Source organism: Desulfovibrio sp., from assembly GCF_018379785.1.
Taxonomy (GTDB): domain Bacteria; phylum Desulfobacterota; class Desulfovibrionia; order Desulfovibrionales; family Desulfovibrionaceae; genus Desulfovibrio.
The window spans coordinates 25,576-49,719 of the sequence record NZ_JAGZUV010000031.1; the positions used below are offsets into that span (position 1 = coordinate 25,576).

At 62.1% G+C, this 24,144-nt stretch carries 24 protein-coding genes; 13 read left to right on the forward strand and 11 right to left on the reverse strand.

Features of this window, described 5'->3' with window-relative positions:
- The first annotated feature begins 220 nt into the window (after positions 1 to 220).
- Complete coding sequence (locus KH208_RS08325) at positions 221 to 406, forward strand: hypothetical protein (protein WP_291435427.1); 186 nt, start codon at positions 221 to 223, stop codon at positions 404 to 406.
- Positions 407 to 628: 222 nt separating this feature from the next.
- Positions 629 to 940 (forward strand): hypothetical protein, encoded by a 312-nt coding sequence (locus tag KH208_RS08330; protein WP_291435429.1) that lies wholly within the window; start codon positions 629 to 631, stop codon positions 938 to 940.
- A gap of 223 nt (positions 941 to 1,163) precedes the next feature.
- Here the strand turns inward: KH208_RS08330 and KH208_RS08335 are convergent, their stop codons facing one another.
- The 4 genes from KH208_RS08335 to KH208_RS08350 all read right to left on the reverse strand — a co-directional run bounded on the left by KH208_RS08335 (position 1,164) and on the right by KH208_RS08350 (position 5,413).
- The gene (locus KH208_RS08335) at positions 1,164 to 1,985 is read right to left on the reverse strand and encodes a hypothetical protein (protein WP_291435431.1); all 822 of its coding nucleotides are present in this window, start codon (positions 1,983 to 1,985) and stop codon (positions 1,164 to 1,166) included.
- 59 nt (positions 1,986 to 2,044) lie between these two features.
- Positions 2,045 to 2,563, reverse strand: coding sequence for a hypothetical protein (locus KH208_RS08340; RefSeq protein ID WP_291435433.1), 519 nt, complete (start codon positions 2,561 to 2,563; stop codon positions 2,045 to 2,047).
- Entirely contained in the window at positions 2,560 to 3,954 is a 1,395-nt protein-coding gene (gene argH, locus KH208_RS08345; protein WP_291435435.1) for an argininosuccinate lyase, read from the reverse strand. Before argH ends, KH208_RS08340 begins: the two co-directional genes overlap by 4 nt.
- A gap of 253 nt (positions 3,955 to 4,207) precedes the next feature.
- Positions 4,208 to 5,413, reverse strand: coding sequence for an argininosuccinate synthase (locus KH208_RS08350; protein ID WP_291435436.1), 1,206 nt, complete (start codon positions 5,411 to 5,413; stop codon positions 4,208 to 4,210).
- Between the two features lie 215 nt (positions 5,414 to 5,628).
- On the opposite strand from KH208_RS08350, the gene KH208_RS08355 reads away from it, so the two are divergent.
- On the forward strand, positions 5,629 to 6,114 hold the full coding sequence (locus KH208_RS08355) for a hypothetical protein (RefSeq protein ID WP_291435438.1): 486 nt from the start codon (positions 5,629 to 5,631) through the stop codon (positions 6,112 to 6,114).
- Positions 6,115 to 6,432: 318 nt separating this feature from the next.
- Here the strand turns inward: KH208_RS08355 and KH208_RS08360 are convergent, their stop codons facing one another.
- Together KH208_RS08360 and KH208_RS08365 are read right to left on the reverse strand one after the other, a co-directional pair.
- Complete coding sequence (locus tag KH208_RS08360; protein ID WP_291435440.1) at positions 6,433 to 7,275, reverse strand: aldo/keto reductase; 843 nt, start codon at positions 7,273 to 7,275, stop codon at positions 6,433 to 6,435.
- A gap of 11 nt (positions 7,276 to 7,286) precedes the next feature.
- Positions 7,287 to 8,297: an aldo/keto reductase gene (locus KH208_RS08365; RefSeq protein ID WP_291435442.1), complete on the reverse strand. Its 1,011-nt coding sequence runs from the start codon at positions 8,295 to 8,297 to the stop codon at positions 7,287 to 7,289.
- 420 nt (positions 8,298 to 8,717) lie between these two features.
- Here KH208_RS08365 and KH208_RS08370 point away from each other — a divergent pair, with 420 nt between their 5' ends.
- The 7 genes from KH208_RS08370 (at position 8,718) to KH208_RS08400 (ending at position 18,098) form a co-directional block, all read left to right on the forward strand.
- Positions 8,718 to 9,632: an AraC family transcriptional regulator gene (locus tag KH208_RS08370; RefSeq protein WP_291435444.1), complete on the forward strand. Its 915-nt coding sequence runs from the start codon at positions 8,718 to 8,720 to the stop codon at positions 9,630 to 9,632.
- 137 nt (positions 9,633 to 9,769) lie between these two features.
- Positions 9,770 to 11,773, forward strand: coding sequence for an 8-amino-7-oxononanoate synthase (bioF, locus tag KH208_RS08375; RefSeq protein ID WP_291435446.1), 2,004 nt, complete (start codon positions 9,770 to 9,772; stop codon positions 11,771 to 11,773).
- 135 nt (positions 11,774 to 11,908) lie between these two features.
- On the forward strand, positions 11,909 to 15,151 hold the full coding sequence (gene carB, locus KH208_RS08380; protein WP_291435448.1) for a carbamoyl-phosphate synthase large subunit: 3,243 nt from the start codon (positions 11,909 to 11,911) through the stop codon (positions 15,149 to 15,151).
- Positions 15,152 to 15,154: 3 nt separating this feature from the next.
- Positions 15,155 to 16,285, forward strand: coding sequence for a glutamine-hydrolyzing carbamoyl-phosphate synthase small subunit (gene carA / locus KH208_RS08385; protein WP_291435451.1), 1,131 nt, complete (start codon positions 15,155 to 15,157; stop codon positions 16,283 to 16,285).
- Between the two features lie 157 nt (positions 16,286 to 16,442).
- Complete coding sequence (locus KH208_RS08390) at positions 16,443 to 16,877, forward strand: hypothetical protein (protein WP_291435453.1); 435 nt, start codon at positions 16,443 to 16,445, stop codon at positions 16,875 to 16,877.
- A 46-nt stretch (positions 16,878 to 16,923) separates the two neighbouring features.
- On the forward strand, positions 16,924 to 17,166 hold the full coding sequence (locus KH208_RS08395; RefSeq protein WP_291435455.1) for a glycine zipper domain-containing protein: 243 nt from the start codon (positions 16,924 to 16,926) through the stop codon (positions 17,164 to 17,166).
- 152 nt (positions 17,167 to 17,318) lie between these two features.
- A complete protein-coding gene (locus KH208_RS08400) occupies positions 17,319 to 18,098 on the forward strand; it encodes a 4Fe-4S dicluster domain-containing protein (protein ID WP_291435457.1) in 780 nt (259 codons plus the stop codon).
- 163 nt (positions 18,099 to 18,261) lie between these two features.
- Here KH208_RS08400 and KH208_RS08405 read toward each other — a convergent pair whose 3' ends face one another.
- From KH208_RS08405 to pyk, 5 genes are all read right to left on the reverse strand, one after another.
- A complete protein-coding gene (locus KH208_RS08405) occupies positions 18,262 to 18,654 on the reverse strand; it encodes a hypothetical protein (protein WP_291435459.1) in 393 nt (130 codons plus the stop codon).
- Positions 18,624 to 18,938 (reverse strand): nucleotidyltransferase domain-containing protein, encoded by a 315-nt coding sequence (locus KH208_RS08410; protein ID WP_291435461.1) that lies wholly within the window; start codon positions 18,936 to 18,938, stop codon positions 18,624 to 18,626. The genes KH208_RS08405 and KH208_RS08410 overlap by 31 nt, the downstream gene beginning before the upstream one ends.
- A 31-nt stretch (positions 18,939 to 18,969) precedes the next feature.
- Positions 18,970 to 19,326 carry a hypothetical protein gene (locus KH208_RS08415; RefSeq protein ID WP_291435463.1) on the reverse strand — a complete coding sequence of 119 codons (357 nt, stop codon included), beginning with the start codon at positions 19,324 to 19,326 and terminating at the stop codon, positions 18,970 to 18,972.
- A 192-nt stretch (positions 19,327 to 19,518) separates the two neighbouring features.
- Positions 19,519 to 20,565, reverse strand: coding sequence for an HD domain-containing phosphohydrolase (locus KH208_RS08420; protein WP_291435465.1), 1,047 nt, complete (start codon positions 20,563 to 20,565; stop codon positions 19,519 to 19,521).
- Between the two features lie 2 nt (positions 20,566 to 20,567).
- Positions 20,568 to 21,986: a pyruvate kinase gene (gene pyk / locus KH208_RS08425; protein WP_291435467.1), complete on the reverse strand. Its 1,419-nt coding sequence runs from the start codon at positions 21,984 to 21,986 to the stop codon at positions 20,568 to 20,570.
- Between the two features lie 329 nt (positions 21,987 to 22,315).
- On the opposite strand from pyk, the gene KH208_RS08430 reads away from it, so the two are divergent.
- From KH208_RS08430 to KH208_RS08440, 3 genes are read left to right on the forward strand one after another with little or no spacing between them, the layout of a single operon-like run.
- Positions 22,316 to 22,717 carry a division/cell wall cluster transcriptional repressor MraZ gene (locus KH208_RS08430; protein WP_367114953.1) on the forward strand — a complete coding sequence of 134 codons (402 nt, stop codon included), beginning with the start codon at positions 22,316 to 22,318 and terminating at the stop codon, positions 22,715 to 22,717.
- Positions 22,718 to 22,734: 17 nt separating this feature from the next.
- Positions 22,735 to 23,721 (forward strand): 16S rRNA (cytosine(1402)-N(4))-methyltransferase RsmH, encoded by a 987-nt coding sequence (gene rsmH, locus KH208_RS08435; RefSeq protein ID WP_291435470.1) that lies wholly within the window; start codon positions 22,735 to 22,737, stop codon positions 23,719 to 23,721.
- A complete protein-coding gene (locus tag KH208_RS08440) occupies positions 23,721 to 24,029 on the forward strand; it encodes a hypothetical protein (RefSeq protein ID WP_291435472.1) in 309 nt (102 codons plus the stop codon). Before rsmH ends, KH208_RS08440 begins: the two co-directional genes overlap by 1 nt.
- Positions 24,030 to 24,144: the final 115 nt, after the last annotated feature.

Consider the following 24,144-nt stretch of genomic DNA (forward strand, 5'->3'; position numbering starts at 1 on the left):
GTCGGCCCGGCAGGCCGGTGATTCCCGTGCCGGGGTTCCGGCTGCGGAGTATTCGCCTTGTCGTGCCCTTTGGCGGACGCCACGGCTTATACTTTTTCAGAATGGTCCAGTCTCAGCCGGAACGCAAGGCGTTGTCATTTCGCGAAAAGAGGAAGGGAGGCCTAATATCTTGAGGCGGAATGCCGAAAAGAAAAATGGGGAGCAGGGAGAAGGAGCGCCTATGGAAGCCATACAGGACAACGGCACCTTCCAGAGCACCGAGGAACTGTTGCGCGACGGCATTGCGCCGCAGCAGGTCATGAGCAATCTGATTATCGGCAAAACCTTGCAGGAATCCACGGAGATGGCCGAACAACTGCGCATCGCGGCCACCGGCGTGGGCCGGAAGCTGAATGTGGAGGTATGATTCACAATGTACGGCGGTCTGTTCGCCGTCGTGTGCGAGGTCTGCCTGACGCGGGAAGATGTCTGCCGCGTTGCGGTCTGTTGCGGGATGCGCGGCGTGCGGGGGAAATATTTTTTTCCGCCGGGCAGCGCCATTTGAAGCTGATGTGGGTTGACATATTGAAAATGAATTTCATTTTATATAGAGTGCGTCTCTACGAAATGCTCAGCCCAAGGAGAACATATGGTCAATCGTTTCGGAAGCACCTCGGACATGGTCATTCAGGGCGTCGAGGAAAACGGCGCGCAGTACCTGCTCGCCATTGACGAGAAAGGGCTTTACCTTACCTCGCAGAAATATCTGGACAGCAGTCTGGCGGATCCCAACCGCTATTCCTCGGCCCGAGTCGGCATGTCCGCGCGGCTGGAGGCTCTACAACTGGACACGGCGGCCCTGACCAGTGCCAATCAGCATCGGGTGAAGAAAATCGGCGAAGGGGATGCCAAGAAGAAAATCAACCCGCTCAAGGCTTCCAAGCGCGGCATGAAAGCCTGAGAAAGATTCGTGGCTGTAGCGGCGGCAAGTCCGCCTGAGGCTGTCGACAAAGTCGGCAGCCCCGAAAATCAGGAGCAGGCCGCGGCTTTGCCGCGCCGTTAATCGACTGATTTTCGTGTCTTTCCACCCGGCGGCTTAGCCGCCGTTGGTGGCGCAAACCCCACGAAGCGGGGTTTGTCATGTGTCTGGAGCGGGGCGTTGCAAAACGTCCCGCCTTTTCCTTTTACAGCGGCCCGAAAGCTTGGCGTGAAACCGTGAAAAAGTCCGGCGTGAGGCCCTCGTGCAACCAGAAGCCTTCGCAGCCGGGAGAAAGGGCCAGCGAGCCTGTGTAGCGGAAAGGACCGTGGCGGTGGGCCCTGCAGTGGCCGCGCGCGGCCTCGGGCAGAAGGTCTTTGTGGAGACACAGAATATCCAGGTCAAAGGCTTCGGGCTCTGGCAGGATCAGGGCCGGAGCCCGGCGTTCCTCATAACAGGGCAGGCCCAGCACGCGGGCCGTGTGCGCCACGCTGTCCAGTTCCCCTTTGTGCAGCAGAACCAGTCGGCCCGGACCGGGCTGGCTTTCTTCCAGCAGGGCGCAGAGCCCGGCATCGTCCAGGCGGAAAATGTCTTCCACGCCGCTGAGTTCCAGACTGACCAGAGCCGCGCCGTGGGGCATGCCGCCCACACAGACCGCGCCCACCAAGGGCACGTTGGCCAGCAGGGCGGGCACGCAGGCCGCCGTCAACCGGGCCGCGGCCGCGTATTCGGGCGTAAAGGCCAGAACGGCCCAGGGAGCCGGAAACGAGGCCCTATGCCGCCAGAAGCCCAGATGGCCGTCCCGGCGCTCTTCGCGCAGGCAGCCCAGACTCTGGCCGAAATGCATGTGGGCCAGGGCCAGACCGGTTTTCAGAGCGGCCCGGCAGGAAGGCGGCGTGGCCTCATAGGCCTTGGCCGTCAACTCGTCGTCCAGGCGCGCCTCTTCCGCCCATTCCGGCCAGCGGGCGGTGTCTTCAACCGGCTCAGGCGTCGGCTTCCGGGTCAGTTCCGTCTGAAGGGCGTCGGGCATGATTCTTTCCTTATGGTCTTGGTTGGCAGGCCGCGCGTATGCGTTATGCTCTATGACTCCTAGCGGCCCGCCGCCTGACCGGAACATTCGCGCCAGCGTGTGTTGAGCAGAACGTGGGCGTCGATGCGCACGCCCGCGCCGTTCATCTTTTTGGCGGCAAATGCGCCCCAGGGCAGGTCGGCGCAGTCATTGGCCGCGCGGCGGACCATATCCGCCAGCAGGCCGTCGCGTTTGTAATCATTATAAACAAGTGCCGAGGCCGCGCAAGCGCCGTCGAACCGGCCCGATTCCATGGCTTCCCTTGCCAGCAGTTCCACCTTGGCGTCTTTCAGGGCGTGCCCGGAAAAGCCGGCGGCGCTGTCCACGAGCAGATTTTTGAAAGACCGCCCCCAGGCGTCGGCCTCAAGGTCGATATGCAGGGCCCGGGCCTGTTCCAGCAGGCCCGGTTCCAGAGCCGGAATCTCCGGGCGGCTCAGATACCGCCAGAGAGCGACAACGCTTACGATCAGAATCGCCGCCGCGCAGAACAGCAACGGGATTTTCCAGCCCGTGGCCTTGCCGGAGCCGGTCGCGCTCATCGTTGCTCCTGCTCCGCCAGCCACAGTTCAAGCTGTTCCAGCTGGCGCGCCACGGAGCGCGGACCCGTGCCGCCCGGCGTTTCCCGGCGGCGCACGGCCGCCGCGTAATCCAGCACCGCGTAGACGTCGCTGCCGATGCGCGGTTCCAGGGACTGTAATTCGGGCAGGGTGAGGTCTTCCAGGCCCTTGCCTTCGCGTTCGGCGGCGGCCACGGCCTGGCCGGTGACGTGATGCGCCTCGCGGAAGGGCAGGCCCTTGCCCACCAGATAGTCGGCCAGTTCCGTGGCGTTGAGAAAGCCCGCCTTGCAGGCCTCGCGCATGCGGTCCGTGCGGAAGGTCAGTTCCTCCAGCATCCCGGCCATGAGCCGCAGGGAGGATTCCACCGTGCGGTCCGCGTCCAGAAAGCCTTCCTTGTCTTCCTGCATGTCGCGGTTATAGGCCAGGGGCAGGCCTTTCATGACCGTGAGCAGGCCCGTGAGCGCACCGTAGACCCGGCCGGTCTTGCCGCGCATCAGTTCGGCCACGTCCGGATTTTTTTTCTGCGGCATGATGGAGGAGCCTGTGGCGTAGCCGTCGGGCAGCTTCACGAAGCCGAAGGCCGGATTGGCCCAGAGGATAATTTCCTCGCAGAGGCGGGAAAGATGCATCATGACGGCGGAGCCGTCGAACAGGGCTTCCAGCACGAAATCCCGATCGGATACGGCGTCCATGGAATTGCCGTAAATTTCCGCAAAGCCCACCTCGTCGGCCACGCTCTGCGGGTCAAGAGGGTAGGTGGTGCCGGCCAGGGCCGCCGCGCCCAGGGGCGAGACGCGCACCCGCTTGAGCGTGTCGGTCAGGCGCAGGGCGTCGCGCCGGAACATCCAGGCGTAGGCCAGCAGATGCTGGGCCAGGCTCACGGGCTGGGCGGGCTGCAAATGCGTGCAGCCGGGCAGGATGTCCCCCTGATGCTCGGCGGCGCGTTTGACCAGCACGGCGCAGAGCGCAGCGGCGCGCTGCCGCCAGATGTCCAGCCTGTCGGCCACGAAAAGGCGGAAGCTCAGACCCACCTGATCATTGCGGCTGCGTCCGGTGTGCAGCTTTTTGCCCACGTCGCCGGTCAGTTCGGTAAGCCGGGCCTCGATGTTCATGTGCACGTCTTCCAGTTCCGGCTTCCAGACAAAGCCGCCGGACTCGATCTCGGCGCGCACCCTGTCCAGGCCGTCCGCCAGAATTTGCGCCTCTTCCGGAGTGATCACGCCCTGGCGGCCCAGCATGCGGGCATGAGCCCGGGAAGCGCGGATATCCTGGGCGTAGAGCGCCCGGTCGTAGGTTTGGGAATCCGTATAGCGGGCCACGGCCTCTTTGGGGCCTTCGGCGAAACGGCCTCCCCAACTCTGATTGGTTTTCATCGTGCGTTCCTCATTGTTGAAAGCGCTGATTAATGAAGATTTTTGTTCTCTGCCAAGGACGGAAAACTCCGGGCGAAGGTCGAATATATTTGAATATACTCCCTTCGCACGGAGTGAGCCGGACGCGGGCAGTGGGCAAAAAGACCATTACTCAGCGCTTCCGTTATAAAAAAGCCCCGCCCGTGCCGAAGCGGGAGCGGGGCCTTGTGGTCGTGCCGGCACGGGACTGGACCGGATTATCTTTAGAAACGCTCTATTTCGCCATCTTGTTTCTGATGGCGGCGTACATGCCCAGGCGCAGGCCGTTGAGGCGGATGAAGCCCGCCGCGTCCTTGTGGTCGTAGTCGCCGCCCTCGAACGTGGCCAGATCCTCGGAGAAGAGCGAGTAGGGAGAGGTGCGGGCCAGGGGCCACACGCCGCCCTTGTAGAGCTTGGCGCGCACGGTGCCGGTGACCGTTTCCTGCGACTTGTCGAAAAATGCCTGCATGGCTTCGCGCTCGGGCGAGAACCAGTAGCCGTTGTATACGGCGTGGGAATAGGGCACGGCCAGCATGTCGCGGATGCCGAGCAGTTCGCGGTCCATGCAGATGCCTTCCAGGTCGCGGTGCAGGGCGAAGAGCAGGGTGCCCGCCGGATTTTCGTACACGCCCCGGCACTTCATGCCCACGTAGCGGTTTTCCACCATGTCGTCGCGGCCGATGCCGTGCTTGCCCGCCAGTTCGGCCAGGGTTTTGATAATGGCGTACGGCGACAGCTTCCGGCCGTTGACGGAAACGGGGTTGCCCGCCTCAAAGCCCACTTCGATAATTTCAGGCTCGCCGGGGGCCTGTTCCACGGGCACGCAACGGTCATGGCAGATTTCGTGCGGCGCGTTGCCGGGATTTTCCAGTTCGCTGCCCTCAAACGAGGTGTGCAGCATATTGGCGTCCATGCTGTAGCGCTTGGCCTCGCTGGAAATGAAGATGCCGTGCTTTTCGGCAAAGGCGGTCAGGGCCGTGCGGGACATGAGATCCCACTCGCGCCAGGGCGCGATGACCCGGATTTCCGGGGCCAGGGCCTTGGCGGAAAATTCGAAGCGCACCTGATCATTGCCCTTGCCCGTGGCGCCGTGCGCGATGGCGTCGGCGCCTTCCTTGCGGGCGATGTCGATAAGGGCCTTGGTGATGCAGGGGCGCGCGATGGAGGTGCCCAGCATGTAGCGGTTTTCGTAGCGCGCCGCGCCGCGCATCATGGGGAAGACGAAGTCGCGGGCCATTTCTTCGCGCAGGTCAACCACATAGGCCTTGGAAGCGCCGGTTTTCAGCGCTTTTTCCTCCACGCCGGAAAGATCCTCGGGCTGGCCCAGGTCGGCGGTGCAGGTGATGACCTCGCAATGGTAGGTTTCAATGAGCCATTTGAGAATAACGGATGTATCCAGCCCGCCGGAATAGGCGAGCACGACTTTTTTGACGTCTTGCATGCTGAGAGCCCCCCTTGTGGATTCGGGGGAGCAGTATTGCCCAAAAAAGACCGGGGCGCAAGTCCCGGCACCGGGCACGGGGACTGCGGGGAGGCGTTACGGGGCGGCCTTGTCGTCCGTGATTTTTTGCTTGCCAGCGCGGAGAGATGGTATTAGGTCTGGCCGGACGTTGTTACGCGTCGTAATCTTTTGTTTTTTTGTAAAAGGAGACTTTCATGTTGCAGTTTTTCGGCAGGATTTCCCTGCTGGTCGCGGCCGCCGTGCTGGCCGTCGCTCTGGTCGCCCCGGCTCAGGCCGCGGAAGTGAAAACCAAATATTTCAGCATTGATCTGCCCGCCGACTGGACCCAGCCCCAGCCCGTGCAGGAAGGCAACGGCGCTCTGATGGCCCTGTTCGTGAGCGGCAAGGACGGCAGCGCCGTGACCATCACGGTGGTGGCCAACGGCATGTCCGCCAAGGACGCGGCCACCCAAACCGTGGCCAATATGAAGAACGGCGGCATGTCGCCCAGCGATCCGGTGGAAAAGAACGGCCTGTATGAGAGCTCGTTCAGCCAGGGGCAGGGCAAGGGCATGTCCTGGTTCGGTTCCAACGGCAAGGAATTTGCCGTGACCACGGTGCTCGGCAGCTCCTTGGACAGCGGCAAGGCTCTGCTCAAGGGCCTGAAGCCGGTGGACGCCAAGCTCTTTCCCAAGTTTTAAAGCCGTATCTCCGCCTCCGGGCGTGAGCTGTTTTTCAGGCCGGACGCGATATGACGCGCGTCCGGCCCGTTTTTTGCTTCGGGCTGTAGGCCGCCCGGTTTGTTCCCTGCCCGGTTTCGTGGACGTTCCGATCAGCTCTCCTGTATGGAGATATCCACAGGCAGGCATCCTGAAAAGCCCACGCTTGAAGGCACGGTAGTCAATCCTGCCGTTTCCGGTCAGGACGGCTTCCTCCGCACAGGTGGCCGCGATGCTGCAAATGAAGTTGTCAAAGCGCGGGCCCGATATTCTTTTTCATGGTGTCCTCCTCCCTCACGGCTATTGAAAGCGGGTCAGAAGCCACTCCACGGATTCAGGATCCTGATGGTTGATGAACACGCTTTTCCCGCTGTCCAGGGCCTCGATCTCCCGCATTTCCGCTTCGGAAAGGCTGAAGTCGAACACCGCGAAGTTCTCGGCCATGCGCTCCCTGCGGGTGGATTTGGGGATGACCACCACCTTGCTCTGCAAGAGGAAGCGCAGGGCGATCTGCGCCGCTGTCTTGCCGTGCCGCCCGCCGATTCCGGTCAGGACCGGATTGGAGAAGAGATTGTTCTCTCCACGGGCAAAGGGCGACCAGGATTCGATCTGGGTATTGTATTTCCGCAGGTAGGCGCGGGCGGCTTTCTGCTGCTGAAACACATGGGTTTCCACTTGGTTGACGGCGGGCTTGATTTCGCAGAAATGCGCAAGATCCACAAAGCGGTCGGGATAGAAGTTGCTGAGGCCGATGGCCCTGGCGAGGCCGCTCATGTATGCCTCCTCCATGGCCCGGTAGGTGCCGTAATAGTCGCCGAAGGGCTGATGGATCAGCAGCAGGTCGAGATAGTCGGTCCGCAGTTTGCGCAGGGATTCCGCAATGGAGGTCCTGGCCTTGTCGTATCCCGCGTTGCTGATCCAGATCTTGGTCGTCAGGAAGAATTCCCCGCGCGGCACGCCGCATCGGGCCACGGCCCGGCCCACGCCTTCCTCGTTAAAATAGGCCTGTGCCGTATCAATAGAGCGATAGCCCGTTTCAATGGCGTCTGAAACGCAGCGTTCGCACTCTTCCGGGCTCACCAGATACACGCCGTAGCCCAGAGCGGGCATCTTCACGCCGTTGTTCAGGGTCACATATTCCATGTCATTTTCCTTTATTCGAGGATAACGGATTGAACCGTACCCAGTTTGACGATGTCGCTGTCTTTTCTGTCGCCGTGTATGGCGATCTTGCCCAGGGCCTTGTCGATCCCGGCAAGCTCTTCAGGCGACAGGGCAACATCCGCCGCGCCGAAGTTTTCCGCCAGGCGTTCGTCCTTGCGCATGCCGGGAATGGGCACGATAAAGTCTTTTTTGTGCAGCAGCCAGGCCAGGGCGAGCTGCGCGGGCGTGGCCTGCTTCTCCGCGGCATAGGCCCGCAGCAGGTCAAGAAGCGGCTGGTTGGCTTCCATGTTTTCCCTGTTGTATCGTGTGATGACGCGCCGCACGTCATCGCCCGTAAACTTCGTATCCTTGTCGTATTTGCCGCTGAGAAAACCGCCGCCCATGGGAGAGTAAGCCTCAAAACCGATGCCGAGTTCCTCGCAGGTCGCCAGCACCTCTTGTTCGGGCCGCCGCTGCATGAAGGAATATTCATTCTGCACGGCGGCCAGGGGCGTTACGGCGTGCGCAATGCGGATCTGTTCCGCCGTCGGTTCGGATTGCCCCCATGCCCTGATTTTGCCCTCCTGAATGAGTTCGCCCATCCAGAAGGCGACTTCAGCGGGATCGCTGTTCTCGGGGACCCGGTGCTCGTAGTAGAGATCGATATACTCGGTTTGCAGGCGTTTCAGCGAGGATTCAAGCGCGTTTCTGAGTCCTTTCCGGCTGAGTTTTCCCTCCGGAATTTCCTGCCCGGCCAGGAAAACGGGCATGAACTTTGTCGTCAGGATCACGTTATCCCGAATGGGCTTCAGCGCCTTGCCCACCAGCTCTTCATTGGCATAGGTCGCATACACTTCGGCTGTGTCGAACAGGGTGCAGCCGTATTCGTCATAGGCTTTGCGCATAAGCCTGATGGATTCCCCTTCGGAGGGCACGGCGCCGTAGCCGTGGCTGAAGCCCATGCAGCCCATGCCGATGGCCGATACTTTCAGGCCGCTTTTTCCCAACCGTCTTTTTTTCATGATCTGTTTTCTCCTGTGTTCAGGGTTATGTCCGCGATGTGAACGGCGTTTCATGGGGTGCGCCAGAGCGGTTGACGCATTCATGCGTGAGCCGCTCCGCAAGGATTTGCAGACAAATCCTTGCCGCGAAATGCGAGTAGACGGGCTTTGCTCGCCGTAAACGAGCATTTCAAGTGTTGTATGCTCTTATAGCTGCGCCCCGGCCCTGGAGATAGAGACATTCCTCTCTGTTTTCTGCCTGTTTCTCTACATCTGAATGAAAAATACTTGATCCGTGATCCGGATAATTATACGAATGTAACCGGCTGTCTCAGAAAAGACATGTGCGAGAAGTCTTTCACAGCTATCTGATTCTCCTGGAAAATGTTGCGAAGGCGAAGCGGCGGAGGAGGAGAGAACGGATCAGGAAGGAGGCGTTGTATGGCGGAAAACAGACATGTGGATGTGGACAGGAACTGGGCCGTGCTCAGGGCGAAGCTGCTCGACGGCGCGCCGGGGGCGGGAAATTATCCCACAGCGGTCAAAGGTTTCGTGCTGCATTGCAATACAAGCAGCGCCGATCCCTGGCCCAACTTTTATCAGCCGGTGATCATTGTGGTGGCCCAAGGCCGGAAGCTGGTAAGAATCGGCGGGGATGAGTACCATTATGGCGAAAATGTCTGCTTTGTGGCCGGGGTGGACATGCCGGTCACCAGTTGCGTCATGGAGGCCAGCGAGGAAAAGCCGTACCTGTCCATGTCGCTGAATCTGGATGCCGCCCGTATTGCAAGCCTTGCGGCCAGGGTGCCGCCGTCGTCCTCCGGCGACGCCGCGCCCAGAGGAGCGGCGGTGCAGGCTGTCGGGCCCGGCTTGCTGGATGCGTTTTTGCGTCTGCTCGAACTGACGGAAACGCCGGAGCACATTCCCGTCATGGAAAACCTCCTGCTGGATGAAATCCACTATCGACTGCTTGCAAGTCCGTTCGGCGGCATTCTGCGCAGCTTCAATACCCTGGGTTCACAGGGCAACCAAATTTCGCGGGCCATATCCTGGTTGAAAGAGAATTACAAAGAGCCATTGCGGGTGGAAAAGCTGGCCGGGCAAACCAATATGGCTCCATCGACTTTTCACAAATATTTCAAGCAGATCACTACATTGAGTCCGTTGCAGTATCAAAAGCGCCTGCGCCTCAGCGAAGCCCAGCGCCTCATGCTGTCCGGCGGGCACGATGTGACGCAGGCCGCTTTTGCCGTGGGCTACGAAAGCCCGACGCAATTCATCAGGGAATACAAGCGCCTGTTCGGCAATCCGCCGCGCAGAAATGTCATGCGGATGAAGGGAGTCCTGAGGGCGTGAGCCATATCTGAAGGCCCTGCGCGCCAGCTCGTATCCGGCCTTTTGCCGCGCCTCTCGACCGCGCGGGGCAAGTCTGGCATGCTGCGGCGGACCGCGCCGAATGCGGGCGGCCATGAGAACCGAGGATAGGATACGGCATGCAGTTGTTCAGCGTGAAAATGCGCGCCAGCCGGAGGGTTCAGGGCGCGGAAGAGCATATTTCCGGGGCGGAGCGCATTGTCGGGGCGCAAGGCGTGCCCGCGCTAACCCATGATCTGGTGACCCGCGCCCAGCGCCACGGCAAGGGAAAACCCGATTTCATCAACATCAAGGTGGAGGCCGTGCCGGAATCCGCCTGTCTGCGCCTGCCGTCCCTGCCCGTGCGTGCGCTGGACTGCGCGGACGCCGCCTCCGGGCTGCGTCTGGCGGCCGGGCTGCTGCGGCGGGCGGGCGTGCCCGCGCCGGAAGCCGTGCTGGCCCTGATGCGCGCGGCGGGCGGCCTGCGCGGGGCCATGCTGCTGGACGCCGACAGCCTGGAGCGGCTGGAGCCGGACAGGGAGCGCGGCGTCCGCGCCACCAATATGGACAGGGCCGACGCGGCATCTGTTTCCACTTCCTCCGGCGCGCCGGAAAAAAATCACTATCAGGAAGCTCTGGTGCTGGCCACCAAGGTGGCGCATGCGCCCAATATTCTTGCCGAAATCTGCATTTCGGACGATCCGGATTATGTGACCGGCTATGTGGCCTCGCGCGAGCTGGGCTATGTGCGCATCGCCAGGATGAAGGAGCCCGGCTCGCCGGAGGGCGGGCGCATTTTTCTGTATCGAGGTTCCAGGGAGCGGCTCGCCGCCACGCTGGACTTCATCGAGCGGCAGCCGGTGCTGGTGGAAAACCTTCCGGACGCGCCCGGCTTTCGCGCGGGCGATTTCGCGGTTGCGGCTGTTTCCGGTCCGCCGGATGACGCGGAGAACAAGACGGATAAGGCGGGCAGGGCGGACAAGTGGGCTTTTCTGGACGAACGCCTGGAGCGCCTGCGCGCAAACGGCCTGCGCCGCCATATCCGGGACATGGCTTCGGCCCCCGGTCCGAGCGTGTGTTGTGAAGGCCGGGAGCTGCTTCTGCTGGCCTCCAACGACTATCTGGGCCTGGCCGATGACGCGCGGGTCAAGGCCGGGGCCGCCGAGGCGCTCGTCGCCTGGGGCGCGGGCACGGGCGGCTCCCGCCTGACCACGGGCGGGCTGGAACTGCACAGCGAGCTGGAGCGACGCCTGGCGGCCTTCAAGCATGCGGAGGCCGCGCTGCTGTTCAATACCGGCTATATGGCCAATGTGGGCGTGATCACGGCCCTCTGCGGCCGGGGCGACGTGATTTTCAGCGACGAACTGAACCATGCCAGCATTATTGACGGCTGCCGCCAGAGCCGGGCGGAGATCGTGGTCTACCGCCACAATGACATGGCGGATCTGGAGGCCAAGGCCCGCCGTTATGCGGGCCGCCGGGGCCTGATCGTCAGCGACGCGGTGTTCAGCATGGACGGGGATGTGGTTTCCTTGCCGGAACTGTTGCGCATCGCGGACCGCCACGGCTTTCTCTCCATGCTCGACGAGGCGCACGCCACCGGCGTTCTTGGGGCCACGGGGCGCGGCACGGCGGAACATTTCGGACTTGCCGTCGCGCCGGACGTGACCATCGGGACCCTGAGCAAGGCCCTGGGCAGCGAGGGCGGTTTTGTCTGCGGCCAGGCGCGGCTCATCGAATATCTGAAAAACAGCGCGCGCAGTTTCATTTTTTCCACCGCGCTGTCGGCCGCGCCCGCGGCAGCGGCCCTCGCGGCTCTGGACGTCCTCTGCCGGGAACCTGAGCGCGTGCGGCGCCTGCGGGACAATACGGCCTTTTTCTGCGACAGCCTGAAGGAGCGGGGCATGGACGCGCATTCCTCAAGCGCCATCGTGCCCCTGATCGTGGGCGACGAGATCGTGGCCCTGAACGCGGCGGAGCGGCTCTTTGAGGCCGGGTATGTTCTTTCGGCCATCCGCTATCCTTCGGTGGCCAAGGGGCGCGCCCGTCTGCGGGCCACGCTGCGTAGCGATCATACGCCGGAAGATCTGGCGGAAGCCGCCCGTCAGGCGGCGCTGGCCCTGAGATCGGCGCGTCGAGGCTGACTCTGCCTTGGCGTCCGGAGGAAAATTCTTGACTGACAGGCCCGGCGTAACGTAGAAATAATCGTTTTGAGCCACAACGGTACGGCTGCACTTTGTCATTATTTCTGACTCTCCTAAAATCCGCAGGAATACCCCATGCCCAAGCGTACGGATTTACACAAAATTCTGGTTATCGGCGCGGGTCCCATCATCATCGGCCAGGGCTGCGAGTTCGACTACTCCGGCTCCCAGGCCGTCAAGGCCCTCAAGGAAGAAGGCTATGAGGTGGTGCTGGTCAACTCCAACCCGGCAACCATCATGACCGATCCGCAGATGGCCGACGCCACCTACGTGGAGCCCATCGAACAGGACACTCTGGCGGCCATCATCCGCAAGGAACGGCCGGACGCCCTCCTGCCCACCCTGGGCGGCCAGACGGCATTGAACGCCGCTCTTGGACTTGCCAAGAGCGGCGTTTTGTCGGAATGCGGGGTGGAACTCATCGGCGCGCGCGCCGAGGTCATTGAAAAGGCCGAAAGCCGCGAGCTCTTCCGCGAGGCCATGGAAAACATCGGCCTGAAAATGCCCGCCAGCGGCATTGCCCGCAATATGGACGACGTGCGCCGCCTGGGCAACGTGCTGCCCTTCCCGCTGATTGTACGCCCGGCCTTTACCCTGGGCGGCACGGGCGGCGGCGTGGCCTACAATCTGGAGGATCTGGAGGAAGTGGCCGCGCGCGGCCTTTCCGCCAGCCCCACGTCGGAGGTCATGATCGAGCAGAGCGTGCTGGGCTGGAAGGAAATCGAGATGGAGGTCATGCGCGACCAGAAGGACAACTGCGTGATCATCTGCTCCATCGAGAACTTCGACCCCATGGGCGTGCACACCGGCGACTCCATTACCGTGGCCCCGGTCCAGACCCTGTCCGACGTGGAATACCAGAAGATCCGCGACGCCTCCATCGCCATCATGCGCGAGATCGGCGTGGAAACCGGCGGCAGCAACGTGCAGTTCGGCGTCGATCCGGCAAACGGCGATATTGTGGTCATTGAAATGAACCCGCGCGTGTCGCGTTCCTCGGCCCTGGCCTCCAAGGCCACGGGCTTCCCCATCGCCAAGATCGCGGCCAAGCTGGCCGTGGGCTACACCCTGGACGAACTGCGCAACGACATCACCCGCGAGACCGTGGCCAGCTTCGAACCGGCCATCGACTACTGCGTGGTCAAGATTCCGCGCTTCACCTTTGAGAAATTCCCCGGCGCCAAGGACGAGCTGACCACCTCCATGAAGAGCGTGGGCGAGGCCATGAGCATCGGCCGCACGTTCAAGGAAGCCCTGCAAAAAGGCCTGCGCTCCATGGAAATCGGCGCGCCGGGCCTGGGCTACAATTTCCGCGCCGACCAGCCCTCGCGCGAGGCCATTCTGGAGGCCCTGCACCGGCCCAATTCGCGCCGGGTCTTCACCCTGCGCCAGGCCCTGGTGGCCGGCATCAGCGAGGAGGACATCTTCGCGGCTTCGGCCATTGATCCCTGGTTTATCCGCCAGGTCAAGGACATCGTGGACATGGAGGCCCGTATCCGCGATTTCGGCATGGCCAACGACATGACCCCGGCCAACCCCGATCTGGCCGTGGTGCTGCGCGAAGCCAAGGAATACGGCTTCTCCGACCGGCAGCTCTCCGAAATGTGGAAGCGGCCCGAAGGCGATATCCGCCGTCTGCGCAAGGAAATGGGCATCGTGCCCACTTATTACCTGGTGGACACCTGCGCCGCGGAATTCGAGGCCTACACCCCCTATTTTTACTCCACCTACGAGACCGGCGACGAACTGGCGGTCAAGGACTGCCGCAAGGTGCTCATCCTGGGCGGCGGGCCCAACCGCATCGGCCAGGGCATCGAGTTCGACTACTGCTGCTGCCATGCCTCCTTCGCCCTGCGCGATGCCGGGATCATGGCCATCATGGCCAACTCCAATCCGGAAACCGTGTCCACGGACTATGACACCTCGGACCGGCTCTACTTCGAGCCCCTGACCTTCGAGGACGTCATGAACATCGTGGAAAAGGAAAAACCCGAAGGCGTCATTGTCCAGTTCGGCGGGCAGACCCCGCTGAATCTGGCCGTGCCCCTGATGCGCGCGGGCGTGCCCATTCTGGGCACCTCGCCCGACGCCATTGACCGCGCCGAGGACCGCGAGCGCTTCCAGGCCCTGATCCAGAAGCTGGGGCTTCTGCAGCCGCCCAACGGCACGGCCATGGATCTGGATGAAGCCCTGGGAGTGGCCGAGCGCATTACCTATCCCGTGGTGGTGCGGCCCAGCTACGTGCTGGGCGGCCGGGCCATGGCCGTGGTGTATGACGCCGACGAACTGGCCGACTACTTCCGCGAGCAGGTGCCGGAAAAGCCGGAGCACCCCATCCTCATCGACAAATTCCTGGAACACGCCGTGGAAGTGGATGTGGACGCCCTTTCCGACGGCCGGGAAGTCTATGTGGCCGGGATCATGGAGCATATCGAGGAAGCGGGCATCCATTCCGGCGACTCTGCCTGCGTGCTGCCTTCCTTCTCGCTCTCCTACGACCACGTGGCGCTCATCGCGGCCCAGGCCGAAGCCCTGGCCCGCGAACTGAGGGTCGTGGGTCTGATGAACATCCAGTTCGCCATCAAGGGCGACGACATCTATATTCTGGAAGTCAACCCGCGCGCCTCGCGCACAGCGCCCTTTGTCTCCAAGGCCACGGGCGTGCCCCTGCCGTACCTGGCTACCCAGGTCATGCTGGGCAAAAGCCTGGACGAACTGGACCCCTGGAGCATGCGCAAGGGCGGTTTCACCTGCGTGAAAGAGGCGGTCATGCCTTTCCAGCGCTTCCCCGGCGTGGACATTATCCTGGGACCGGAAATGCACTCCACCGGCGAAGTCATGGGCATGGGCTCCAACTTCGGCGAGGCTTTTCTCAAAAGCCAGCTGGGTGCGGGCCAGGTGCTGCCGCAGGGCGGCAAGATCTTCCTCTCGGTCAACGACCGCGACAAACCCTTCCTGCCCGAAGTGGCGGCCATGTTCGCCAAGCTGGGTTTCCAGCTGCTGGCCACGCAGGGCACGGCAAACGTGCTGCGCGAGCACGGCCTTGAGGTGGAGGAAGTGCGCAAGGTCTATGAAGGGCGGCCCAATATCGTGGACCTGCTCATCAACCATGAGGTGGATCTGGTGATCAACACGGCCTCGGGCAAGCACACGGCCAGGGATTCCAAGGCCATCCGGCGCGCGGCCCTGACCTACAAGGTGCCGTACTGCACCACCATCGCGGCGGCCCGGGCCACGGCCACGGCCATCGGTTCGCGGCGGGACGAAACCCATGTGGAAAGCCTGCAGGAATACTACGCGCGGGAAGCGCGGGGGTAAGTTATGAAAGCATTGCTGGTGCTGGAAGACGGATTCACGCTGGAAGGCAAATCCTTTACCGGCGATTTTGAAACCGGCGGGGAAGTGATTTTTACCACGGGCATGACCGGCTATCAGGAAGTGCTCACCGATCCCTCCTATTACGGGCAGATGGTCTGCATGACCTATCCGCTCATCGGCAACTACGGCATCGCCCGCGAGGATATGGAGTCCGCCGCGGTGCATGCCGGGGCCTTGCTGGTCAAGGAGTGCTGCAAAAAGCCCTCCAACTGGCGGGCCACCATGTCTCTGCCCGCTTTTTTGAAGCGCTATGAGAAGCCGGGCATGGAAGGGCTGGACACCCGCGCCCTGACCCGCCATCTGCGCATCAACGGGGCCATGCGCGGGGTCATCTCCACCCGTGAGCTCGACCCGCGCGCCCTGCGGGAAAAGGCCCTGGCCCTGCCCACCATGAAGGGCCGCAACCTGGTGCCCTTTGTGGCGGCCCAGAAGCCCTACGCCTGGTACGACAACGCGCCCCAGGAGGCTGTATTCGGCCCTGACGGCGCGTATGCCTGGCGGGGAACGGGCCTGCCCCTGCTGGTCTATGATTTCGGCATCAAGTGGAACATTCTGCGGCATCTGTGCGAGGCGGGCTTCGAACCCCTGGTCGTGCCGCCCATCTTCAGCGCGCAGGCGGCCAAGGCCAGCGGCGCGCGGGCGGTCTTTCTCTCCAACGGCCCCGGCGACCCGGCCACGCTGACCGACGAAATCGCCGTGGTGCGGGATCTGATCAAGATATTTCCGGTCACGGGCATCTGCCTGGGGCATCAGCTCATCGGCCACGCCCTGGGCGGCACCACGGACAAGCTCAAGTTCGGGCACCACGGCTGCAACCATCCGGTCAAGGATCTGACCACCGGCCGCATTGAAATTTCCTCCCAGAACCACGGCTTCCATGTGGTGCTGGACGGCGTGCCCGATGTGGAAGCCACCCACGTCAATCTCAATGACCACACCCTGGAAGGCCTGCGCCACAAGACGCTGCCGGTCATGAGCCTGCAATACCACCCTGAAGCGGCGGCGGGCCCGCGCGACGGCAATTATCTCTTCAGCCGCTTCCGGGAAATGATCGGCAATGCCGTGGGGGCCTGAGCCTCCGGCACTGGAAATCTCTTGATATGGCCCGGCCGTTGAGGCTATACTGAAATCTACAATGGGATAGCAGGATGCTCCCCCAGCGGCCGCGGGCAGCCGGAGAGCACTGGCGGCCCCAAGGCCGCCGACGATCGCAACATAAAAGGAGCTTCGCGTGAGAAAATCAATTCTGAGCCTTGGGCTGGCTCTGGTTCTTGCCCTGGCCTGCGTCAGCGTGCAGGCGGCGGAAAGCAATGCTGCCGCGGGCATGACCGGCAATCCGGTGGATCAGTTCACCGGCGCTGTCTGGGAAAAAACCACCGAATCCAACAAGGCCGCGTTTCTGTTTGGTGTGGAGTCGGCCATTACCGTGGAATATTTCGTCAACGCCAAGATGACGGAAAAGGCCGCCAAGGCCGGCAAACGTCCCGTGTATACGCTGTCGCCCTTTGAAAAGGGCTGGATGAAGGCCTTCAGGGACGTCAACCGCGCTGAGATCATCAAGATGGTGGACGCATGGTACGCGGCCAACCCCAAGAGTCTTGACCGGCCCGTATTGAGCGTTATCTGGAATGAACTTATCGCGCCGCGCGTTGCCGCCGCGAAGTAGCCGCCTGTAACTGACGTTCGCGTCAGCCTTTTTCAGGAGAAAAGCCATGAAAAAAGTTTTGATTGTGGGCCTGATGGCCATGATGTTCGCCACCGGCATCGGCTGCACCAATATGAGCCGCACCCAGCAGGGCGTCGCCAGCGGCGCGGCGCTGGGCGCGCTGGGCGGTGCGGGCGTTGCCGCCATCGCCGGCGGTTCCGCCGGTTGGGGCGCGCTGGCCGGCGCCGGTGTGGGCGCGCTGGCCGGCGGCATTGTGGGACATCAGCAGGATAAAAACTACCGCTGGTAATTGCGGATACTTGCCGGGGCAACGCCGCACGGCGTATGCCTGAACAAAACTGAACAGCGGGCCGGATTTTCCGGCCCGCTTGCGTTTTACGGACGGGAACGGGACGGCGTTTCAGCCATTTTCGCATCCCCGCTTCAGCCGCAGGAGGCAGCATGAGCAGGACCATTCACACGCTTTTTTTCAGCCCTACCCACAGCAGCCGGGAGATCGCCCGGACCTTGGCGGACGGCCTGGCCGTTTCATTGGGAGGACATCAGAAAATCCGGGATCTGACCTTCCCGCCCGGGCGGGAAGAGAGCCTGGACTGCGCGCCCGGCGATGTGCTGGTCTTTGCTTTTCCGGTCTATGCGGGGCGCGTGCCGCAACTTCTGGAAGCGCCCTTGGCCCGTGTGCGCGGCAACGGCGCGACGGCGGTCGTGGCGGCCGTCTACGGCAACCGGGATTATGACGATGCCCTGCTGGAAGCAGTGGACCTGCTCACGCGGCAGGGCTGTACGGTGGCGGCGGCCGGAGCCTTTATCGCCGAGCATTCCCTGGCCCCCGGCGTGGGCGCGGGCCGTCCCGACGCCGAAGACAAGCGCGTGCTGGCGGATTTCGCCCGGCGCGCCGTCGCCAAAATCGCGGCCGGCAATCCCGCGCCCGTGTCCGTCAAGGGCAGCCGGCCCTACAAGGAGCGCGGTCCGGCAACGGATATCCGGCCCAAGACCACGGATGCCTGTACCCAATGCATGATCTGCGTTCAGGGCTGCCCCATGGGCGTCATCAGCGAGGATGATCCCCGGCAGGTGGCGGCGGGCTGCATCCGCTGTTGCGCCTGTGTCAAATTCTGCCCGGTGGAGGCCAAATATTTTGATGATCCCAATGTGGCGAAAATCCGGGCCATGCTGGAAAGCAGGTGTACCGCGCGCCGGGAGCCGGAGTTATTTCTCTAGAGGCTGTTTGACAAGCACCCGCCAGACTGACACGCCCATAACGCCCGGATAGGCCATCGGGCTGGTGCTCCATTTGGGCCGGGTCAACAGACGGCCTCGGGCCGGGGATATATATACCACGTATGTCCCCTGCTCCGTGGCCGTTTGTGGTAGTGTGGGCATTTCACACGCTTTCATTTCCGGTCAGAACTCCGCCGCACCAGCCGCGAAGCAGGGCAAAAGCCTGTGTTTCCGTATGGGCGGCCAGCCAGGCCGGGACATCCAGCCCGGCCTGGAGAATTTCCTTTTCCGCGCCGTCCAGACAGGCGAGCAGCTCTTTTTTACTGCGGCAGTATTGTCCCGAGGCAAGGTAGTACACGACCTGCATGACGAAAAAGGCGGCCTTGTAGGCGTCTTTCAGGATAGCGGGTCTGGCTTCCGGCTCCGCGTAGAGATAGCTGTGCGTGAGTAGGTGTAGGAGAGCGGATGCGCCGATTTTGGCCCCTGCCCGCGCGTCCTCCTGTGACAAGGGCGGAAGGAAATCCTTCAGCCTGCCGTAATAATCGTCCGTGTCCATGCTGAAAGGCAAAAGCTCATGTCGCGGCCAGTGGAAAAATTCCTCGGTTCCGCTGCAAAAACCGCAGACCTTATGTCCCTCGGGCAAGGCGTGCACGATGCTCCGGAGATATCAAGATCGGCCGGTTCCACTGTGTCCAGCAGCACGACAAGATCAATGTCGCTTGTTTCGGTGGCCTCTCCCCGGCGATAGCTGCCCTGCAGCCCCAGATACGCAAGGCGCGGGCCGAAGGCTTTTTTCATGCGGGCCAGTGCGTCGGCCACCCAGGTTTGTGGTTCGATCATCAGCGACTCTCATTGTTGCGGATACGCGGGTTCAGATTTTCCGGCAGATGAATGTTTGCAGCTTATTATAGAAATCCTGTCCGGAAGTCCAGACGTTTTTGCTGAGAATCCGCTGTAAGGGCAAGGCCGCCGACGAGAGCATTTTCGTATAGCTTTCAAGTCGGTAGGCCTGCATGAAAGAAGCGTATTGCCGTACTGTTGCGTCGGCTGCGTCAATAAGGATGCCCACCGTCAGACAGGCATCCCGGAGCATTCTGTTTTTGAGTTTGCCGCCTGTCGACAGCGTGCGGCAGGATCTCTTGTCCGGCACTGCTTTGTCCGTCGGCCCCGCAGGCTCGTTTGCGGCGAACGGGCCGCAGCAATATACTGTGTGACGGTTCCAGAGCATATTAGCTTTGAAATGCCGCGCATTCCCAAATTAAAGATACGCTTACTCCGCCGTTTAGCTATGCTGTCCTCGTCCGTAAAGCTCGAAGACTCGCTAACGGGAGAGGCAACAGCGCAAATAAATTGCGCTTACGGCATCGTAGCACGAGGCTGCTCTCGCAGCCTCGTTAGAGCATTTCAACTTTGAAATGCTCTATAAGGGCTCGTCCGCGTTTTTGTCCATGTCCACGAACTGGCCGAACCCCTCGGTGGCAAAGGCCGACATGAGCGAATTGGTCAGTTCCGGGTCATAATGCTGCTGGTCCGCCGCCAGCTCCTTCGCGGCTTCCAGCGGTTCTTTGGCCTGGCCATACGGCTTTTCGCAGATCATGGCCGAGAAAGAGTCGGCAATGGCCGTGATCCGGCCCACCCGGCTGATCTGGGGACCTTTGAGCTTTTGCGGATAGCCGGAACCGTCCATGCGCTCGTGATGCTCAAAGCAGGCCCGCAGCAGTTCTTCAAAGGTCAGGTCCATTTTCTGCATCAGCTTCACGCCCACCAGGGGATGCAGAACAACTTTTTCCCGTTCCTCGGCTTTCAGGGGGCCCTGTTTGTTGAGCAGAAAAGGCGGTACCTTGCTCATGCCCACGTCGTGCAGCAGAAGGGCCAGGGCCATGCGGTCCAGGTCCTTGCGGCGGAAATCCGAAACGGTCTGCAGCCAGAGCCAGAGGCCCACGGACATGGTATTGATGGCGTGACGGGCGGGCTGGTGGCGGCGGAAAAGGCGGCGCACAAAGGCGTTGACGTGGTGCCTGTCCTGCCAGAGATATTCGGTGACCACCATAATGTCGCGGTACAGCGGCTCAAACACCGCCTTGACCGGCTGGTCGCTGAAATCCGTATAGCGCATGGCCAGAGCACGGATGCAGATGTCCGCGATTTCGGATTCCTTGAGGTTGTTGTCCTGGAGCACAAGGTCAAGCTGCTTGACAATGTGGCGGGAATAGATGGGATGGTCGGAGCGCGACACGAAAAGGTCGCCCGCGGCGCAAAGCCGGGCCACTTCCTCCACCTGTTCGTTGCTCAGGCGCACGCCCTTTTTGCAATAGGGGGCCAGCACCTTGATATCCTCACGAAAGCTGAACAGATCCACCGGCGGGCGGTATTTGGGAAAACTCGCCAGAATCTCGGTGCTGATCTGATAGTATTCCTCATTGATGTTCTGAGGAATCTCGCGGGCCTGTCGGCTTTGCTCAGCCATGGTTATTTCCAGTAGATTTTGACGAGATTGGTGCCGCGCGGCGTGGCCGAGGATCCCTTGAGCTGCCCGGCGGTGATCACCGCACAGTCGTCGGCCTTGAAGTCCGGGCAGTTATGGATGAATTCCTCGGCCCGGATCAGATGGCTGGGCTCCACTTCCGGCTTGTCCACGAACACGGGGGTGATGCCCCAGACGAAATTGAGGGCCTTGATGGTCACCGGGTCGGGCGTCAGGGCGTAAATGCGCTGCGGCGGCCTGCGCGCGGAAACCTGGCGGGCCGAACCGCCGGAAAGACTGTGCGAGACAATGGCCTGGGCGTGGGCCTTGTCGGCCAGCAGGCAGGCTGAAAAGGCCAGAAACTCGGGGATGCCCTTGTCGGCGTCCGGCTCCTCCAGTTTGCGGTTGTCCAGCAGCAGCTTTTCGGCCTCATTGGTGATCTTGCGCATATAGCGCACGGTTTCCACCGGGAAGTTGCCCATGGCCGTTTCCTCGGAAAGCATCACGCAATCGGCGCCGTCCAGCACGGCATTGGCGACGTCCGTGGTTTCGGCGCGGGTGGGCGCGGGGCTGTTGACCATGGAAAGCAGCATCTGCGTGGCCACGATGACCGGCTTGGATGCCTTGTTGCAGGCGCTGATGATCCGTTTTTGCAGGGCGGGGAGCTGGGGCAGGGGGCATTCCACGCCCAGATCGCCGCGGGCCACCATAACAATGTCCGTCTCCTGAAGGATTTCGTCCAGATTGTCCACCGCGCTCTGGCGCTCCAGCTTGACCACCACGGGCACATGACGTCCGGCGGCCGCGATGAGCGACTTGGCTTCGCGCACGTCGTCGGCGGTCTGCACGTAGGAGATGGCCACGGCGTCCACGCCCAGCTGCAGGCCGTCGGCCAGGTCTTTTTTGTCCTTGCCGGTGAGGGCGCGCACTTTGGTGGCCTTGCCGGGCAGGGCCAGGCCCTTGCGCGAGGTCACCAGACCGGCGTTGTCGGCCTCCAGCAGCACCAGCCCGTCGGAGCGGCGCTCCCGCACGATGAACTGCAGGCCGCCGTCGGCCAGAACCATGCGGTCGCCGGGTTCCAGGCTTTCCAGAATAACGTCGTGGTCAAAGGGCAGATAGGGCAGTTCGTCCACGCGCCGGGCGCTGGGGCCCAGCAGCAGCCGCATGCCCTTGCTGACCTGGATGGTGTTTTCCGGCACCACGCCCAGACGGATCTTGGGACCGGAAAGATCCTGCATGATGGTGATGGGCCGCCCCAGCTCTTTTTCGACTTCGCGGATATATTTGATGATGTTGATGAAGTCCGAAGCGCCGCCGTGGGAAAAATTGAGCCGGAACACGCTGACGCCGGCCTCGGCCAGCGCTTTGAGTTTTTCTTTACTGTTGGAAGCCGGACCGATGGTGGCGACGATTTTTGTTCTCATGGCGTTCCTTCCCGGGCGTCCCGGCAATGGCTTTTGAAATGGACGCAAAAAGGCCCAAAGCACATTTTTGTAATAAATCATCCGGGTTTTCCAGGGTATTGTCAAGGGCGCGCGGCGGAATGGCCATCGTTGCATCCTGTATGGATTTTTGCACTTTTTTTCAATGTGGCGCGACGTGTCCCGAACGTTTCAAGCAGGCTTGCTTGACACCCCCGAGGCCTTGGGGCATAAGTGGGAAAAAGTGGGAAAAACAAGTAAAAAAGTGGTAAACTGTGCAAAAATTCTTCACCAAAAGCCTCTCCCGCAGTCTGGACCCCAAGGGCCGGCTGATGCTGCCTCCGGAATACCGCGAGGCGCTCTGTGCGGGTTCGGCGGATGGTGAAACTCCGGGCACTTTCTGGCTGACCTCTTTTTACGGCCGGCTGGTGGCCTATCTGCCCGCCGACTGGGAGGCCGTCACCGAGCAGTTGAGCCGTATCCGCTTCCCCTCGCCCAAGCTGTCGCACTTCAAAACCAAGGTCATGGGCCTGGCGCAGGAGCTGGCCCCGGACCCGCAGGGCAGGGTGCGCATTCCGCAGTCTCTGATGCGTGAAGCCGGTCTGCAGAAGGACGTCATGCTGGTGGGCATGCTCAACAAGTTTGAAATCTGGGATCAGAACCGCTTTGACGCCCTGCAGCTTGAGGACGTGTCCGAAGAGTTGGCGGCCAGCGGCGTGGATATATCTTTGTAAGCCGCGAGGGCGGAATTATGGCGCAGGTCATGCAGGATACGGAAGAGCGCGCGTCGGCGCGTCATGTGCCGGTGCTTCCCGCCGAAACGCTGGAAGCCCTGGCTCCGCGCGCGGGCGGCCGCTATCTGGACGGCACCCTGGGCATGGGCGGCCATGCCGCCGCCGTGCTGTCCGCCGCGCCCGAGAGCGAGCTCTGCGGTCTGGACCGCGACGAGCAGGCTCTGGGCCTGGCCCGTGCGCGTCTGGTCCCGTTCGGCGGGCGGGCGCATTTCTTCCACTGCCGCTACAGCCGGTTCGCCGAAGCTCTGAAGGAATTGCAGTGGGACAAGGTGGACGGCGCGCTGCTGGATATCGGCGTATCCTCCCTGCAATTGGATGAAAACGAACGCGGTTTCAGCTTTTACGGCGACGGTCCGCTGGATATGCGCATGGACCAGCATTCCGGCGGGCTCTCGGCCTGGCACTGGGTCAACCGCGAAAGTTTCGCCCGGCTCAAGGAGTGCATAGCCACCCTGGGCGAGGAGCCGCAGGCCGGGCGCATCGCCAGGGTCATTGTGGAGGCCCGGCAGAAAGCGCCCATCGACAGCACGGCGGAGCTGGCCGCCCTGGTGGAAAAAGCCTATCCGCCGGCCTGGCGGGCCAAGGCCCGGCGGCATCCGGCCACCCGCACTTTTCAGGCCCTGCGCATGGCCGTCAATGACGAGTTGGGCGAACTGCGGCGTTTTCTGGACCAGATTCTGGCCTGGCTGCCCGTGGGGGGGCGTCTGGCGATCATCACCTTTCATTCCCTGGAGGACCGTATGGTCAAACAGGCCATGCGCCACTGGGCCGAGGGCTGCCGCTGCCCCCGGCACGTACCGGTCTGCGTCTGCCGTCATCAGCCGGAAGTGCGCATCCTGCATAAAAAGCCTCTGCAGGCCGGGCCGGAAGAGCTCGCGGTCAACCCGCGCGCCGGCAGCGCCAAGCTGCGCGCCGTGGAAAAAATCGCCGAGGCGGCCGTTTGATGCTGAAGAAAAACGCCCCCCTCAACCAGCAACGGGGCGGCCGGGGCTGGCTGCTGGCTCTGGCCCTGGGCCTGCTGGCCTGCATGGTCATGGGCCTTGTGCTGGTATGGAGCAATATCGAACGCATGGACACCACGTATTTCATCAATATCGCCCAGAACGAGATGCGTGAACGCCGTGCCCTGCGCGCCAAGCTGGAAGTGGAACGCGAACGCCTGCTTTCCCCCTATGAACTGCGCCGCCGGGCCGAGGAATTCGGCATGCGCGAGCCCAGGCCGGGGCAGGTGAGGCGCATGGAAATTCATTAGAGCGGTTCTCGCATGAAATGCGTCAACCGCTTTGCAAGGACTTGCAGACAAATCCTTGCCATGAAATGCGAGTAGGCGGGCTTTGCCCTCCGTGAACGGGCATTTCAAGCGTCAA

Bases quoted from the DNA above. Each gene is read 5' to 3' on its own strand.
- KH208_RS08420 (WP_291435465.1), bottom strand. From the start codon at position 20,565: ATGGCTGAGCAAAGCCGACAGGCCCGCGAGATTCCTCAGAACATCAAT.
- KH208_RS08340 (WP_291435433.1), bottom strand. From the start codon at position 2,563: ATGAGCGCGACCGGCTCCGGCAAGGCCACGGGCTGGAAAATCCCGTTG.
- carA (WP_291435451.1), top strand. From the start codon at position 15,155: ATGAAAGCATTGCTGGTGCTGGAAGACGGATTCACGCTGGAAGGCAAA.
- KH208_RS08440 (WP_291435472.1), top strand. From the start codon at position 23,721: ATGCTGAAGAAAAACGCCCCCCTCAACCAGCAACGGGGCGGCCGGGGC.
- KH208_RS08430 (WP_367114953.1), top strand. From the start codon at position 22,316: ATGCTGCCTCCGGAATACCGCGAGGCGCTCTGTGCGGGTTCGGCGGAT.
- argH (WP_291435435.1), bottom strand. From the start codon at position 3,954: ATGAAAACCAATCAGAGTTGGGGAGGCCGTTTCGCCGAAGGCCCCAAA.
- pyk (WP_291435467.1), bottom strand. From the start codon at position 21,986: ATGAGAACAAAAATCGTCGCCACCATCGGTCCGGCTTCCAACAGTAAA.
- bioF (WP_291435446.1), top strand. From the start codon at position 9,770: ATGCAGTTGTTCAGCGTGAAAATGCGCGCCAGCCGGAGGGTTCAGGGC.
- KH208_RS08360 (WP_291435440.1), bottom strand. From the start codon at position 7,275: ATGGAATATGTGACCCTGAACAACGGCGTGAAGATGCCCGCTCTGGGC.
- rsmH (WP_291435470.1), top strand. From the start codon at position 22,735: ATGGCGCAGGTCATGCAGGATACGGAAGAGCGCGCGTCGGCGCGTCAT.
- KH208_RS08400 (WP_291435457.1), top strand. From the start codon at position 17,319: ATGAGCAGGACCATTCACACGCTTTTTTTCAGCCCTACCCACAGCAGC.
- KH208_RS08405 (WP_291435459.1), bottom strand. From the start codon at position 18,654: ATGGACACGGACGATTATTACGGCAGGCTGAAGGATTTCCTTCCGCCC.
- KH208_RS08350 (WP_291435436.1), bottom strand. From the start codon at position 5,413: ATGCAAGACGTCAAAAAAGTCGTGCTCGCCTATTCCGGCGGGCTGGAT.
- KH208_RS08415 (WP_291435463.1), bottom strand. From the start codon at position 19,326: ATGCTCTGGAACCGTCACACAGTATATTGCTGCGGCCCGTTCGCCGCA.
- KH208_RS08335 (WP_291435431.1), bottom strand. From the start codon at position 1,985: ATGCCCGACGCCCTTCAGACGGAACTGACCCGGAAGCCGACGCCTGAG.
- carB (WP_291435448.1), top strand. From the start codon at position 11,909: ATGCCCAAGCGTACGGATTTACACAAAATTCTGGTTATCGGCGCGGGT.
- KH208_RS08395 (WP_291435455.1), top strand. From the start codon at position 16,924: ATGAAAAAAGTTTTGATTGTGGGCCTGATGGCCATGATGTTCGCCACC.
- KH208_RS08355 (WP_291435438.1), top strand. From the start codon at position 5,629: ATGTTGCAGTTTTTCGGCAGGATTTCCCTGCTGGTCGCGGCCGCCGTG.
- KH208_RS08410 (WP_291435461.1), bottom strand. From the start codon at position 18,938: ATGATCGAACCACAAACCTGGGTGGCCGACGCACTGGCCCGCATGAAA.
- KH208_RS08325 (WP_291435427.1), top strand. From the start codon at position 221: ATGGAAGCCATACAGGACAACGGCACCTTCCAGAGCACCGAGGAACTG.
- KH208_RS08370 (WP_291435444.1), top strand. From the start codon at position 8,718: ATGGCGGAAAACAGACATGTGGATGTGGACAGGAACTGGGCCGTGCTC.
- KH208_RS08330 (WP_291435429.1), top strand. From the start codon at position 629: ATGGTCAATCGTTTCGGAAGCACCTCGGACATGGTCATTCAGGGCGTC.
- KH208_RS08365 (WP_291435442.1), bottom strand. From the start codon at position 8,297: ATGAAAAAAAGACGGTTGGGAAAAAGCGGCCTGAAAGTATCGGCCATC.